General features: G+C 71.7%; 12 protein-coding genes. 6 read left to right on the top strand and 6 right to left on the bottom strand.

Going from position 1 to position 14,143, the window contains the following annotated elements:
• Positions 1-66: 66 nt before the first annotated feature.
• Positions 67-1,464, top strand: a complete 1,398-nt coding sequence (locus ABD811_RS34190) for an MFS transporter (protein WP_344956042.1) — start codon at positions 67-69, stop codon at positions 1,462-1,464.
• Positions 1,461-2,684, top strand: coding sequence for an FAD-dependent monooxygenase (locus tag ABD811_RS34185; protein WP_344956041.1), 1,224 nt, complete (start codon positions 1,461-1,463; stop codon positions 2,682-2,684). Before ABD811_RS34190 ends, ABD811_RS34185 begins: the two co-directional genes overlap by 4 nt.
• A gap of 150 nt (positions 2,685-2,834) precedes the next feature.
• On the opposite strand, the gene ABD811_RS34180 is transcribed toward ABD811_RS34185, so the two are convergent.
• Both ABD811_RS34180 and ABD811_RS34175 read right to left on the bottom strand, forming a co-directional pair.
• Positions 2,835-3,527: a response regulator transcription factor gene (locus ABD811_RS34180; protein ID WP_344956039.1), complete on the bottom strand. Its 693-nt coding sequence runs from the start codon at positions 3,525-3,527 to the stop codon at positions 2,835-2,837.
• Positions 3,524-4,789: a sensor histidine kinase gene (locus tag ABD811_RS34175; RefSeq protein ID WP_344956038.1), complete on the bottom strand. Its 1,266-nt coding sequence runs from the start codon at positions 4,787-4,789 to the stop codon at positions 3,524-3,526. The genes ABD811_RS34180 and ABD811_RS34175 overlap by 4 nt, the downstream gene beginning before the upstream one ends.
• Positions 4,790-5,181: 392 nt before the next feature.
• On the opposite strand from ABD811_RS34175, the gene ABD811_RS34170 reads away from it, so the two are divergent.
• Positions 5,182-7,047, top strand: coding sequence for a rhamnogalacturonan lyase (locus tag ABD811_RS34170; protein ID WP_425549489.1), 1,866 nt, complete (start codon positions 5,182-5,184; stop codon positions 7,045-7,047).
• Positions 7,048-7,073: 26 nt separating this feature from the next.
• Positions 7,074-8,057, top strand: coding sequence for a pectate lyase family protein (locus tag ABD811_RS34165; RefSeq protein ID WP_344956036.1), 984 nt, complete (start codon positions 7,074-7,076; stop codon positions 8,055-8,057).
• A gap of 88 nt (positions 8,058-8,145) precedes the next feature.
• Here the strand turns inward: ABD811_RS34165 and ABD811_RS34160 are convergent, their stop codons facing one another.
• A complete protein-coding gene (locus ABD811_RS34160; RefSeq protein ID WP_344956034.1) occupies positions 8,146-8,934 on the bottom strand; it encodes an oxidoreductase in 789 nt (262 codons plus the stop codon).
• Between the two features lie 101 nt (positions 8,935-9,035).
• On the opposite strand from ABD811_RS34160, the gene ABD811_RS34155 reads away from it, so the two are divergent.
• Together ABD811_RS34155 and ABD811_RS34150 are read left to right on the top strand one after the other, a co-directional pair.
• A complete protein-coding gene (locus tag ABD811_RS34155) occupies positions 9,036-9,614 on the top strand; it encodes a TetR/AcrR family transcriptional regulator (RefSeq protein ID WP_344956033.1) in 579 nt (192 codons plus the stop codon).
• Between the two features lie 23 nt (positions 9,615-9,637).
• Positions 9,638-10,528, top strand: coding sequence for a phosphotransferase family protein (locus tag ABD811_RS34150; RefSeq protein ID WP_344956031.1), 891 nt, complete (start codon positions 9,638-9,640; stop codon positions 10,526-10,528).
• Here the strand turns inward: ABD811_RS34150 and ABD811_RS34145 are convergent.
• The 3 genes from ABD811_RS34145 to ABD811_RS34135 form a co-directional block, all read right to left on the bottom strand.
• The gene (locus ABD811_RS34145; RefSeq protein WP_344956029.1) at positions 10,469-11,431 is read right to left on the bottom strand and encodes a LysR family transcriptional regulator; all 963 of its coding nucleotides are present in this window, start codon (positions 11,429-11,431) and stop codon (positions 10,469-10,471) included. The genes ABD811_RS34150 and ABD811_RS34145 overlap by 60 nt on opposite strands.
• Before the next feature lie 74 nt (positions 11,432-11,505).
• Positions 11,506-13,221: a glycoside hydrolase family 6 protein gene (locus tag ABD811_RS34140; protein WP_344956027.1), complete on the bottom strand. Its 1,716-nt coding sequence runs from the start codon at positions 13,219-13,221 to the stop codon at positions 11,506-11,508.
• Between the two features lie 234 nt (positions 13,222-13,455).
• Positions 13,456-14,143, bottom strand: a 688-nt coding sequence (locus ABD811_RS34135) for a hypothetical protein (protein ID WP_344956025.1), incomplete at its 5' end; no start/stop codon positions are given.

Here is a 14,143-nt window from a genome sequence, read left to right as displayed (position 1 = left end):
AGAGAGCAGCGCACGCATCAAGCAGGTCCACGCGCTTGCTGGCAACCTCCGATGAAAAGGACATGCATGTCCGAAACTGTGCTCTCCCCTCCGGTCCGCATCGGGAGACCGTCGATCGGCGGCCTCGGCATCCTGGCACTCGCCCTCGGCGCCCTGCAGTCGGTGGTGGAGCCCGCGCTCCCGCTGCTGCAACGTGAGCTGGGGGTCGGTCCCGCCGAAGGGGCATTGGTCGCCAACACGCTGCTCATCACCGGCGCGGTCGTCACACCCATCGCAGGCAAACTCGGCGACCGCTACGGCGGAAAGCGGGTGCTGGTCCGGCTGATGGCCGTGGTCTCGGCCGGTGGTCTGCTGGCCGGGCTGGCGCCGAACCTGCCGGTGCTGCTGCTCGGTCAGGTATTGCAGGGCGTCATGGTGGGTGCGCTGCCCCTCTCGTTCATCCTGGTGCGCAAACACCTCCCGCCCGGACGGTCGCAGGTGGCGATCGGGCTGGTCATGGCGCTGTTCACGGGCGGCGGCATGGTGGGAACGCTGGTCGCCGGGCCGATCGCGGAAAGACTGTCGTGGCATTGGATGTTCGCGCTGCCGACGATCGCGATCATCGCAACCACGGTGGCCGTGACCCGGCTGATGCCGCATGACCCACCGATCCCATCGGACGACAGGATCGACTGGCCCGGCGTGGTCCTGCTGAGCGGCACGCTGCTCGCGGTCATGCTCGGGCTCGTGACGGTGACGAGCGCCGACCTGCCGCCGTTCGCGGTCGGTGCCATCGCGGTGGTCGTGGCCGCCCTCGCGACCGGATGGGTGGCCGTCGAGCGCCGGGCGGCCTCGCCGATGGTCGATCTGCGAATGCTGGCGAAGCCCGCGATGTGGAGTGCGAGCGTGCTCACCTTCGTCATCACCACGAGTTTCGGGATGGTGGTCTTTCTGATCCCGCAGATGTTCGCGGTGTCGGCCGACGGATACGGCTTCGGAATCAGCACCACCGACATCGGGCTGTTCCTGATGCCCGGTGCCATCGCCGGGGCGGTGAGCGATTCGGTCGGCGGGATCGCGGTGCGGCGGTTCGGGCCGCGTGCCGTGGTCATCGTGGGCTCCGTCGTCACGGCGGCCACGATGATCGCCCTGGCGTCGCTGCACACCGCGGCATGGCAGCTCGCCCTCGCGAAGGTCCTGACCGCGTTCGCCGCGGGCGTCGGCACCACGGCGTTGCTCGCCGGCACCGCCACCGCCGTCGAGGCCAGGGAGACCGGCATCGCCACCAGCCTGCTCGTGGTGACACGCGTGATCGGCGTCGCCCTGGGCGTCCAGCTCGGCGGCGCGATCCTCGCCGCCGGGGCCGACCCGATGACGGGCCGGCCGGCCGAATCGGCCTTCGTCACGGGTTTCGCCGTCGCCGGCCTCGTCGCCGCACTGTCCCTGCTCGTTGTTCGTGTCGCGAAGAAGGGAACCCAGAAATGACACCCACCGGTCTGCCGATGACGGTGAGCACCACCGCCAAGCGCGAAATTCTGATCTCCGGGGCCGGCATCTCCGGACCCGCGCTGGCGTACTGGCTGCACCGGTCCGGATTCACGGTCACAGTGGTGGAGAAGGCAGGCGCACTGCGCGACGGCGGTTACCCGATCGACATCCGCGGTACCGCGATAGAGGTGGTCCGGCGGATGGGGATACTGCCGCGACTGCGGGACGCGCACATCGACTCGCGTCGCTGCACTTTCCTCGACGCCGAGGGCGGTGTAGTGGCCTCGCTCAACCCGCACGCCGTCGCCGGCAGTGTCGAGGGGCAGGACCTCGAGGTGCGTCGTGGGGATCTGGCCGCGATCCTCTACGCGATGGTCCGCGACGACGTGGAATTCCTGTTCAACGACTCCATCGACACCCTCGACCAGTCGGAACAAGGGGTCGACGTCACTTTCCACAGTGGGCGACGGCGCACGTTCGACCTGGTGGTCGGCGCCGACGGTATGCACTCACCTACCCGGGAGTCCCTGTTCGGCCCCGAAGAACAGTTCCACCGCTACCTCGGGTACTGCTTCGCCATATTCACCATGCCGAACACCTTCGGGCTCTCCCACGAGCTCATGTTGTGGAACACCCCGGGCAAAGCCGCGGCCCTCTACGCCGTCGGGGACAACGACGAACTGCACGCCTTCCTGAACTTCCACCAACCAGAACCGCCGTTCGATGCCCTCCGGGACCCCGACGCCCAGCGGGACCTGGTCGCGAGGATCTTCGCAGGCGCGGGATGGGAGATTCCCCGCATGGTCAACGCCATGCGCGACGCGGACGACCTGTTCGTCGACATGGTCGGTCAGATCCGCATGCCCCACTGGTCCAGCGGCCGCGTCGCGCTCGTCGGCGACGCCGCGTACGCGCCCTCGTTCCTCACCGGACAAGGCTCGAGCCTTGCTCTGGTCGGCGCCTACATGCTCGCCAACGCCCTGTCCGCGAACCGGGACCACACCGCGGCCTTCGCCGCCTACGAACGCGACGTCCGCGGGTTCGTGGCCATGAATCAGGCACTGGTCGACAACGGTGAGGCCACACTCTTCCCCACCACGGCGCGGGCCCTGGAGCAACGCAACACCATGCTGCGTGACCTCGTCACCATGCCCTCCGCGACGGCACGACCGGCCCATTCGGCCCTTACGCTGCCCGAGTTCGTCCCGGCGCCCTGACCTGATACGGCTGCCGGCTCAGCGAGGGCGGTGCGTACGCTCCGCCGGTCGAGAGGACGCGGCCCACATCGCGGCGGTCGCCAGGCGGCGGTTCTCCGAGCCTGGCGGCCGTCCGGGGCCGCGGCTTCGTCCAGGCGAAGGCCGATCGGACTACGACAGCCGGTCGGTGCCGCCGTCGGGGGCGGCGCGGGCCAGGCCCGTCCGGTAGGCGATGACGACGAGTTGCGCCCGGTCGCGGGCCTCCAGTTTCGTCATGGCGCGCTGCACGTGGGCGCGGACGGTGAAGGGGCTGAGGAACATCCGCTCGGCGATCTCCTGGTTGGACAGACCGGTCGCGACCAGAGCCACCATCTCGCGTTCGCGCGGGGTGAGCAGGGCGAGCCGTTCGTGGTGGTGCGCGGGGGCGCCGTCCGGAGTGGCCAGGAAACGGGCGACCAGGGAGCGGGTCGCGGCGGGGGACAGGAGAGTGTCGCCGTTGGCGATCGTACGCACGGCGTCCAGCAGGTCCTCGGCGCCGATGCCCTTGCCGATGAAGCCGCTGGCCCCCGCGCGCAGCGCCTGGGCGACGTACTCGTCGGTCTCGTACGTGGTGAGGATCAGGATGCGGCTGGCACGCAGTTCCGGGTCCGCGCAGATCTCCGCCGTGGCGGTGAGACCGTCCACCTCGGGCATGCGGATGTCCATGATCACCACGTCCGGGCGCAGCTCCCTGGTGAGCCGCACCGCCTCCCCGCCGTCGGCGGCCTCGCCGACCACGGTGATGTCGTCGGCGGAGTCGAGAAGCAGCCGGAAGGCGCCGCGCAGCAGGGCCTGGTCGTCGGCGAGCAGCACCCGGAGCGTCACGGCGCCTCCCCGGCCTCACCGTCGCCCGTCCGTCCGTCGACGGTCGTTGCTCCGTCAGTCGTCCGCGTCGTGTCCTTGGCGGGCCGGAGGGGCAGTTGGGCGGAGACGAGGAAGCCGCCCTCCGGGCGCCTGCCCGCGGAGAGGTGCCCCCCGACCGCGGTGGCACGTTCACGCATCCCGATCAGACCGTAACCGGGCGGACGGTCCGGCACCGTGGACGCGCCCGGTCCGTCCCCTCCGTCGTCGGCGACGGTGATGGTCACGCGATCGCGGTTCCAGACGAGGCGCACCCGGGCGCTACCGGTACCGGCGTGTTTGGTCACGTTGGTCAGGGCCTCCTGGACGATGCGGTAGGCGGTGAGGTCCACCCCCGGCGGCAGCGGCCTGGCCGTGCCCTCCTGGTGCACCGACACCTCCAGACCCGCGCGGCGGAAGGACTCGAGGAGCGTGGGAAGCCGGGACAGCCCGGGTGCCGGTTCGGCGGGCGCGGCCGCGTCCCCGGACTGACGCAGCAGACCGACCGTGGCCCGCAGTTCGTCGAGCGCGTTGCCGGTGGTCTCGACGAGCTCCTTCAGGCTCTTGCGGGCCTGCTCCGGGCGGGTGTCGAAGAGGTGGACGGCGACCGTGGCCTGCGCGTTGGCCAGGGTGATCTGATGGGCCACGAGGTCGTGCAGCTCCCGGGCGATGCGCACCCGTTCCTCGGCCACCCTCCGGCGCGCCTCGCTGTCCCGGCTCTCCTCGGCCCGCTGGGCCCGCTCCTCCACAGCCGCCAGGTAGGCCCGCCGGTTCTGCGTCGAGTGACCGAGGATGCCGGCCACCAGCGGGAACGCCGCCACCACTCCCATCCTGCTCGCGTCCCGCCACGAGAGGGCCTCGAACAAGGGGATGGAGGCGACCAGCAGCGTCGCGGAGGCGAGCGACACCGCGCTCGCCACGCGCCCTTCGGTGCGCACGGCGAGCGAGTAGGCGCTGATCACGGCGGGGGCCACGATGAGCGGGGTCAGCACGAGGCCCAGGAGCGGCACCAGCATGCCGATCGCGGTCGTGGCCGCCATGGCGGCCAGGGGCGCCCGGTGCCGCACCGGCAGCACGGCACAGGACACCACGGCGACGAGGTAGGCGGCGGCAGGCGGCGGTGACAGCGTGTTGTCGACCTGCACCAGCCCGCCGAGCAGACAGACCACGAACGCCGTCGCCGTGATCGCTCCCTCCCGCCACCACGTGCCGCGTGGTCGCGGGCCACCGCCACCCGCTTTCGTCATCGCCGGCTCAGTGCCGTTGCGGGCCGCCGGGGAGCTGCGGCACCGTTGCGTCCGGCTCGGTCGCGGCGGCCGGGACAAGCCTGCTCAGTTTCTCGCCCTCGATATCCACATTCGGCAGCACACGTTTCAGGATACGAGGCAGCCCCCAGACCCGGTGGCCGAGCAGCCGCGGCCACCACACGTTCGAATGGCTTTCCCGCGGTCGCGCATGTCCCCGTGGCAGACGGGGCGCGTCTCGAAAAGTTTTCGGGCGTATTGGCAGGTCGCCGGGGTGGGCGTGAAAGAAGTGTGAAAGCGGCGAGGCCGCGCGGGGGTGGGGGGACTACGGTCGGGAAAGCCCTTTCCGGAAGGGCGGTGCGAGCGCCGCCCGGGGCCACCGCAAGGGAGGAGCCGTGACTCGTCCACCCCGCGGACGTTACGCCCGCAGCCGCGTCGCCACCCCGCTGACATCGGTCGCCCTGGCCGCCGCAGCGGTCGCCGCCACCGCCGTGGCGGTGCCGGGCGAGCCCGCGATCCACCTCGACAGACGTGCCGCCGTGGCGCGGCAGGTGGAGGATCTCGACCGGGGGCTGATCAGCGTCCGGTCCGGTAACGGGAACTACGTCGGGTGGCGGCTGCTCGGCACCGACCCGGCGGAGACCACGTTCAACCTGTACCGCGGCTCCACGCGGATCGCGTCGGTCACCGGCTCGACCAACTACTACGACGCGGGCGCCGCCGCCGACGCGACCTACACGGTGCGGCCGGTGGTGAACGGGGCCGAGGGGGCGGCGTCCGAGGCGTCGCTGCGGTTCGGCGACGGTTATCTCGACGTGCCGATCCAGCCGCCCTCGTCCGCCTACAGCGCCAACGACGCCAGCGTGGGCGACCTGGACGGCGACGGGCGGCAGGAGATCGTGCTCAAGTGGGACCCCGCCAACGCCAAGGACAACTCCCAGTCCGGTGTCACCGACCCGGTCTACATCGACGCCTACCGCCTCGACGGCACCCGCCTGTGGCGGATCAACCTGGGCCGCAACATCCGGGCGGGCGCGCACTACACCCAGTTCCAGGTGTACGACTACGACGGCGACGGCAGGGCCGAGGTGGCGATGAAGACCGCCGACGGCACCGTGGACGGCACCGGCCGCGTCATCGGCGACGCGTCCGCCGACCACCGCAACTCCAGCGGCTACATCCTGACCGGGCCCGAGTACCTCACCATGTTCAACGGGCAGACCGGCGCGGCCATGCAGACCGTCGACTACGTCCCGCCGCGCGGCAGCGTCGCGTCGTGGGGCGACTCGTACGGCAACCGCGTGGACCGCTTCCTGGCGGGCACCGCCTACCTGGACGGCTCCCGGCCCAGCCTCATCATGGCCCGCGGCTACTACACCCGAACGGTCATCGCCGCCTGGGACTGGCGCGACGGGCGCTTCACCCGCCGCTGGACGTTCGACACCAACAGCTCCACCAACGCGGGCAAGGGCTACGACGGCCAGGGCAACCACGCGCTGACCGTCGGGGACGTCGACGGCGACGGCCGCGACGAGATCGTCTACGGCGCGATGGCGGTCGACGACAACGGCAACGGCCTGTGGACCACCAGGAACGGCCACGGCGACGCCGCCCACCTGGGCGACTTCGACCCGGCGCGTCCGGGCCTGGAGTACTTCAAGGTCGACGAGGACTCCGCCAAGCCCTCCTCCTGGTACGCCGACGCCCGCACCGGCCAGATCCTGTGGTCGACGCCCGCGTGCTGCGACAACGGCCGCGGCGTCGCCGGCGACATCTGGAACGGGCGGGTCGGCGCGGAGTTCTGGTCGGCCTCCGACGCGAACCTGCGCAGCGTCACCGGAAACAACGCCGGACGCAAGCCCTCGTCGATCAACTTCCTGGTGTGGTGGGACGCCGACCCGGTGCGCGAGCTGCTGGACGGCACCCACGTCGACAAGTACGGCCCCAACGGCGACACCCGCCTGCTCACCGGGTCGGGCGTGGCGTCCAACAACGGCACCAAGGCCACCCCGGCGCTGTCCGGCGACCTGCTCGGCGACTGGCGCGAGGAGGTCGTCTGGCGCACCGGCGACAACACGCGGCTGCGGATCCACACCACCCGGGACGTCACCGACCGCAAGATCTACACCCTGCAGCACGACACGCAGTACCGCGTCGCGCTGGCCTGGCAGAACACCGCCTACAACCAGCCGCCCCACCCCAGTTTCTTCATCGGCGACCGCATGTCCGCCCCTGCTCAGCCGTCGGTCTACGTCCGCTGAGCATCCCGCCACGAGGAGGAACCCCCATGAGAAGGACCGTGCTCGGTCTCGCCGCCGCATCCGTCGTCGCCTCGGGCGTCACCGTGGCCGCCGGCTCCTACGGCTCGGCCGAGGCCCAACTGAACGCCGGTCCCGTCGCCGCCGCCGCGGAGAACAGCCCCGTGGGCTACGCCGCCCAGAACGGCGGCACCACCGGCGGCGCCGGCGGCACCACGGTGACGGTCACCAACGCCTCGCAGTTCCTGCAGTACGCCAAGGCGTCCGGCCGGTACGTCATCCAGGTGAACGGCACCATCTCGCTGTCGGGCATGCAGGACGTGGCGTCCGACAAGACGATCGTCGGTGTGGGCACCAACGGCCGCATCACCGGCGGCGGTCTGGACATCGACGGCGTCCGTAACGTCATCATCCGCAACCTGACCTTCACCGGCGCCGGCGACGACGCCATCAACCTGCAGGACGGCTCGACCAACGTGTGGATCGACCACAACGACCTGTCGGGCGCCAATGACGGCCTGCTCGACATCAAGCGCGGCTCGGACTTCGTCACCGTGTCGTGGAACCGCTTCCACGACCACGACAAGACCTCGCTGGTCGGCCACTCCGACGACAACGCCTCCCAGGACCGGGGCCACCTGCGGGTCACCTACGTGCACAACTGGTTCCAGGGCACCAACCAGCGCCACCCGCGCGTGCGCTTCGCCAACCCGGTGCACGTGCTGAACAACTACTACAGCAACATCGGCAGTTACGGCGCCGCGTCCACCATGGGCGCGGGCGTGTTCGTCGAGGGCAACTACTTCGAGAACGTCCGCCGTCCCACCTCCATCCAGGAGGGCGACTCGGACGAGGGCAACATCCGGGAGGCCAATAACCACTTCGTGAACTCGGGTGCGATCGTCACCCGCAACCCCGGTTCGGTGGCGGCGATCCCGTACTCCTACACCCGCGAGAACGCGGCCAACGTCAAGGCCACGGTCACGGCGGGCGCCGGCGTCGGCAAGATCTGACCCCCGTCCTGACCCACGTCCGGGAACGCCCCCTCGCCGTCGCGGCGAGGGGGCGCGGTCATGTCCGGGGCGTTCGACGCCGGCCGGGTCAGGCGGTCTTGCGGGCGCCGCCGTCGATGGCCACGTCGGCGCCGGCGATGCTCGCCGCCAGCGGCGAGGCGAGGTAGGCGATGAGCGCGCCGACCTCCCCGGGTTCGGTGATCCTGCCGGTGGTCATGCCCATGACCTGCGGCATCCCGGCCACGAGCTGCTCGCGCTCCATCCCGTGCGCCTTGGCGAGCTCGGCGCCGTAGCCGTCCGGCGACTCCCACATGGCGGTGCGCACCGGGCCGGGGGAGACGGTGGCGACGCGCACCCCCTGCGGCCCGAACTCCTCGTCCAGCGCCTTGCCGAACGCCGTCAGCGCCGCCTTCGCCGTCGTGTACGGCATGGGCCCGGTGTGCGGCAGGCGCGCGCCGACGGACGAGACGTTGACGATGACGCCGCGCCGACGCAGCAGGCTCGGCAGCGCGGCCCGGGTCGCCCGCACCGCCGCGAACAGGTTCAGCTCGAAGGTGGCCTGCCAGAGGTCATCGTCCAGGTCGAGGAAGCCCGCGGTCATGCCGCTGCCGCCGTCGCCGCCGCCGACGTTGTTGACCAGCAGGTCCAGGTCGCCCAGCTCGTCCAGCGCCCGCTCGATCAGCCGCCGCGGCCCGTCCGGGGTGGACAGGTCGACGGTGACGGTGATCGCGTCGGTCTTCTCCAGCTCGGGTGTGACGGTGCGCGCGGCGGCCACCACCCGCATGCCCTCCTCGGTCAGCCGCTCGACCGTGGCCAGGCCGATCCCCTTGCTCGCGCCGGTGACCACCGCGGTCCTGCCGTCCAGCCGCAAATCCATGACTCGCTCCCATCTGCATCACTGAAGACGCCATCACCGTAGAACTTGCAACATGGATGATGCAAGTCGGGTCGCAACGGCCACGCGCTAGTCTTGGTCGCGTGACGTCACAGCACCTTCGCAAGCCGCTGCGCGCCGACGCCGAGCGGACCGTGCGGGCGATCCTGGAGGCGGCCGAGCGGGTGCTGTCCGCCGACCCCGCGGCGACCATGGAGCAGATCGCCGAGGCCGCCGGGGTCGCCCGTACCACCGTGCACCGGCGCTTCGCCACCCGCGAGGCGCTGATCGAGGCGCTCACCGCGTGGGCCACCGAGCAGTTCGCCGCCGCCGTCGAGATCTCCGACTCGGCCCCGCCGCTGGTCGTGCTGCACCGGGTCACCGCCAGCGTGCTGCGCGTCAAGCTCGACTGGAACTACGCGATGGCCCGGGCCGCCGCCTCGGCCAACCCCGAGATCGCCCGCGTGCACGCCGACGTGATCGACCGCTGCGACCGCTTCTTCCGGCGCGCCCGCGCCGAGGGCCTGCTGCGCGCCGACGTCGACCTGGAGTGGGCCCGTCGCTGCTACTACGCGCTCATCGGCGAGGTGACCCACGGCGGCACCGCCCCCGACGGCGACATCGACGCCCTCGCCACCCGGATCGTCGACACCCTCCTGCACGGCCTCGGCGCACCCCGCTGACCGGAAACGACACAATGGGCGGCGTGGACGTTCGTGACGTGCTGGGCGAGCACCTGCCCGGATATCCGGTCGAATCGGTGGCGGCGCTCGGTGAGGGCGAGGACAACGTCGCCTACGAGGTCAACGGCGAGCTCATCGTGCGGTTCGCCAAGGACGACGACCCGGAGAGCCGGGCCGGAAAGGCGCGGCGGGAGGCCGCGCTGCTCGGCTTCGTCGCCGGGATCTCACCGCTGCCCGTTCCCGAACCGAAATTCGTCGCCGCGGAACTGGGATGCCTGGCGTACGCCAAACTCCCCGGCGTTCCGTTGATCAACGTGGAAAGGCCGCGGGCGGCCGTCGCGGAAGTGCTCGGTGAATTCCTGCGCGCCCTGCACGACGTGCCGGTGAGCCGGGTGTCGGAATTCGCCGAGGTGGACGACGAGCCGACGGACATATGGCTGCAGGAGGCCGCGGAGACGTACGCGGAACTCGCCGAGGAAGTGCCCGAGAAGCACCGTCCGGGCGTGGAGAGGTTCCTGGCGGCGCCGCCGCCCGAGGGCAGCACGGATCTGGTGTTCTCCCACAACGACCTGGGCATCGAGCACGTGCTCGCCGACGGGGCGCGCGTGACCGGCGTCATCGACTGGAGCGACGCGGCGATCACCGACCCGGCCGTCGACTTCGGCAAGCTGTACCGGGACCTCGGGCCCGAAGCGCTCGACGCGGCGCTGCGCGGGTACGGAAGCGGCGAGCCCGCGGAGCGCGCGGTGTTCTACGCCCGGTGCGGAGTCCTGGAGGACATGGCGTTCGGGATCGAGACCGGCGACGAGAAGTACCTGCGCAAAAGCCTGCACGCGCTCGAATGGCTGTTCCCGTCACACGTGGAGCGGGGCGCCGCCGGACTCCCGCAGGGCGGCGCGGGCGGCCTGGCGTAGGGCCGCGACGGCGGGACGGTCGCCGTTCTCGGGCAGCCACGCCAGCGCGCTCGTCCACGGCGGCAGGTCGGTCACGTCGACGTACGACACGCCCGGCCGCGGATACATCTCGCGGGCCAGGGACGGGACGAACCCGATGCCCTCGCCCAGCGCCACCAGCGACAGCAGGGACTCCAGGTCGGTGACGCGGTGGGAGGTGCGGCGGACGGGCCCGCCTTCGGGCCGCGGATCGGCCGACCAGTAGTCCCGGCAGACCCTGGGCACGCCGGGGGACAGGCCGACGACGGGGCGGTCGGCCAGATCCGCCAGCGACACCGCGTCCTTGCCGGCCAGCGGGTCGTCGGAGGGCATCGCCGCGCACCGCGGCCCGGTGGCCAGCGGCAGCGCGCGGATCCCGGCGGGCACCGGCAGGAACACCAGCGCCGCGTCGACCTCCCCCTTCAGCACCGCCTGCGGCGACTCGGCGAACCCCGTCCGCAGCACGCGGATGTCCAGGCCGGGGAGCCGCTCGCGCAGCCCGTTCAGCACCGCCGGCACGGGCGGCATCGCGGTGACCGCCTCCGACGCGCCGATGACCGCGCGTCCGGCGGCGGCGTCCCGGTGCCGTTCGGCGGCCTGCCGCAGCTCGTCGAACGCGGTGAGCACCGCGCGGGCGTAGGGCACCAGCTCGGCGCCCGCGCGGGTGAGGGACACCCGCCGCGTGGTCCGCTCGACCAGCGGCACGCCCAGCCGGCGCTCCAGCGCGCTGATCTGCTGGGAGAAGGCTCCCTGCGACATGAAGACCCGCTGGGCGGAGCGGCGGAAGTGCAGCTCCTCGGCGAGCGTGAGGAACAGGTGGAGCTGGTGCGCGCTCGGCGCGTTCTGCCGTCCGGCGATCGGTGCGTCGGCCCCCCGGTCGCTCATACGACGACCGTATCAACGGACGGAAGGGCCCGACGCGGGGGACGCGTCGGGCCCTTGGTCATGCGCTCACCGGGTCAGGGGAGCGGCGGGTAGGCGTTGCGCATCAGTTCCTGGAACTGGGCGGAGAACCAGTGCCCGGACAGCGGCGCGTCGGGCAGCGCGCCGGACATGTTGTTGTTGTTGCGCGGGTTGCCGGTGTACGTGGGGTCGCACATCCGGTCGAAGCCCTTGCCCTCGTCGTTGGGGATCTCCTTGCTGGCGCCGTCGGACTCGCCCGGCGGCTTCATCCACACGTAGGCGTCGATGCCGGCCACCGGGGCGGCCTTCGGGCGCTCGCCGAGGCCGGCGCCCTTCTGGTTGCACCAGTTGCCCAGGTGGATGCGGCGGTCCAGGCGTCCGCCGTCGACGTAGGCGTCCACGCTGGTCTGGGGGCCCGGTCCGGTCGGGCGGGCGGAGCCGCCCCAGCCGTTGCGGGAGGTGTCGATCAGCATGCCGATGCCGCTGTCGAAGCCGGCCTGGATGAGCCGCTGCCGCATGGCCAGGGCGTAGGACTGCTCGTCGGTGTAGCGGTTCCAGTCCACCCACTTGGACTCGCGCACCGACTTGCCGGCGATGTTGTCGTTGATGGAGAAGTAGGGCTCGGTCGTCGCGCCGTAGTTGGCGGTGTTGGTGATGAATCCGTGCACGTTCGACATCGCGCCCGAGTCGCGGCCGACCTGGGCGAGCAGGTCGGCGGTCGGGCCGAAGTTGTCGTCCCAGCCGATCCAGCCGTGGTGGCCGATGTCGATGTAGTTGTAGACGTTCGGAATGGCGCCGAGCGTCTTCAGGGCGTAGGCGATGCCCTTCTGGTAGTTGCCGTTGGCCTTCATCGTGTCGCAGTTGGCGGTGGCGGTCGGCCGCGGCGACACGTTGGTGATCAGGTTGGGCAGCGAGTCGATCTCGACGACCGTGACGATCCGCAGATTGGCGTACTTGGGATCCTTGAAGATCGCCGCGATCGGGTCGATGAACTCGGACTGGTAGGTGGCCAGGTCGTTGGGCCCCAGCTCGCCGTTGGACGCCAGCGCGGAGCAGTCACGGCCGGGCAGGTTGTAGACGACGACCTGGATGAGGTTGGCGCCCTGCTGCAGCGCGGTGTCGAGGTGGGCGCGCAGGCCGCGGGCGCCGGAGGTGCCGGCGATCGCGGCCCGGCGGTCCATCCACACGCCGGTGGGCTGGTTGGAGATGCGGTTGCCGCCGGGCTCGGCGTTGGCCTTGGCCGCCCAGTCGGGGTTCACGTAGACCTTGGCGCCCGCGTACGGGTTGTCGACGCGGCTGCCGGCCGGCGGGTCGGTGGGCGGATCCGTCGGCGGGTCCGTCGGCGGGTCGGTCGGGGTGGTGGTGCCGGTGCAGGTGGTGCCGTTCAGCTTGAACGTGGTCGGGATCGCGTTGGTGCCCGAGTAGGTCGCCTGGAAGCCGGGCGTGACCGTGGCGCCGGTCGCCAGCGCGGCGTTGTAGGAGGCGTTCTTCAGCGTGGCGTGCTGCCCGGACTGGGTGTAGGAGCTGTTCCAGCTGCCGGTGATCCGCTGGTCGCCGGAGAAGTCCCACTCCAGCGTCCAGTTGCTCAGCGCGTCGCCCAGGTTGGTGATCGCCACGTTCGCGGTGAAGCCGGTGCCCCACTGGTTGACCGTGTAGCTCACCTTGCAGCCCGCGGCGGCGGCCGCCTGGGTGTTGGCCACGGCGACCGCACCGGAGGCCAGCAGCAGCGCTGCGGCTCCGGAGGCGACGCCGCGGCGCGCGATCCTTCTCATCGGGGTCCTCCTCGGGGGTGGGGGATGGGCGTACAGGGGCGGGTCATCGGTGTTCGGCAACCTTTCTGGGTGGGTGGGACGACAGAGAGGCAAAGGCCACGGCCGCCGCCGGCCGTCCGTAGTGGGAGCGACGCGGCTCGGGTGGACGCTGGCCTGGCGGTCCGCCCGGCGCGTCCGGGCGGGCCGCCGAGCGCGGTGCGCGCGGCACGGTCCCCGGACCGGTCGCGGGCGCCGTCACCTGGTCCCCTCGGGAGGGGAGGTGAGGATCTGCGCGGCCGTCGGCTCGGCGACCTGGGGCCGGGCGCCGAACGCCGACAGCTCGACCGTTCCCTGGACGGTCTTGGCCTGGGACGCCTTCTTCCCCGACGTCCCGCCGGACCCGGCCCCGGCCTGCCCTCCGGCGGGCAGGGTGAGCCGCACCCGGCCGGGCCGTCCGGCGTCGTCGGTCCACAGGTCGAAGCCGGTCCGGGACGGCAGCAGCCGCACGAACTCCTTCAGCGCCGGGTCGGGGCTCGCCTTGAGCGCCGCGTCCCGGTCGATCTCGCCCCGCACGTGCCAGATGCCGCCCGGTGTGCCGGACGCGGCGGGACGCGTCGCGGCGCGCAGGACCATCGCGACACGGTGCGGGTCGGAGAACCCGGCGAAGGTGCGGGTGCCGCGGGCCGCGCGCAGCCAGCTGCGGCCGGTCCGGCGCTGCAGCGCGGGCGGCAGCGAGACGTACTCTGTGCCGTCGATCGACAGCACGGTGGCGCGGGCGTCCCTGAGGACGCCGTCCATGCGGCCCGCGGGCCGCCGCGCGTCCCACACGCCGGTCATGTCCATCCGGTGGGCGGGACGGCCGTCGCCGCCGGGCATGGCGACCCGCATGGTGAGCCGGAACGACGCCGAGCCCTCCAGGTTGCCGGCGCCGGCGGCCAGCAGC

The organism is Actinomadura miaoliensis, from assembly GCF_039536785.1.
GTDB classification, from domain to species: domain Bacteria; phylum Actinomycetota; class Actinomycetes; order Streptosporangiales; family Streptosporangiaceae; genus Spirillospora; species Spirillospora miaoliensis.
The sequence above is the reverse complement of the archived record's forward strand: the minus strand, read 5'-3'. Positions and strand labels throughout refer to the sequence as shown.

Excerpts from the sequence above, each read along its gene's own strand:
- ABD811_RS34190 (WP_344956042.1), top strand. The coding sequence starts at position 67 with ATGTCCGAAACTGTGCTCTCCCCTCCGGTCCGCATCGGGAGACCGTCG.
- ABD811_RS34140 (WP_344956027.1), bottom strand. The coding sequence starts at position 13,221 with ATGAGAAGGATCGCGCGCCGCGGCGTCGCCTCCGGAGCCGCAGCGCTG.
- ABD811_RS34185 (WP_344956041.1), top strand. The coding sequence starts at position 1,461 with ATGACACCCACCGGTCTGCCGATGACGGTGAGCACCACCGCCAAGCGC.
- ABD811_RS34145 (WP_344956029.1), bottom strand. The coding sequence starts at position 11,431 with ATGAGCGACCGGGGGGCCGACGCACCGATCGCCGGACGGCAGAACGCG.
- ABD811_RS34160 (WP_344956034.1), bottom strand. The coding sequence starts at position 8,934 with ATGGATTTGCGGCTGGACGGCAGGACCGCGGTGGTCACCGGCGCGAGC.
- ABD811_RS34175 (WP_344956038.1), bottom strand. The coding sequence starts at position 4,789 with ATGACGAAAGCGGGTGGCGGTGGCCCGCGACCACGCGGCACGTGGTGG.
- ABD811_RS34165 (WP_344956036.1), top strand. The coding sequence starts at position 7,074 with ATGAGAAGGACCGTGCTCGGTCTCGCCGCCGCATCCGTCGTCGCCTCG.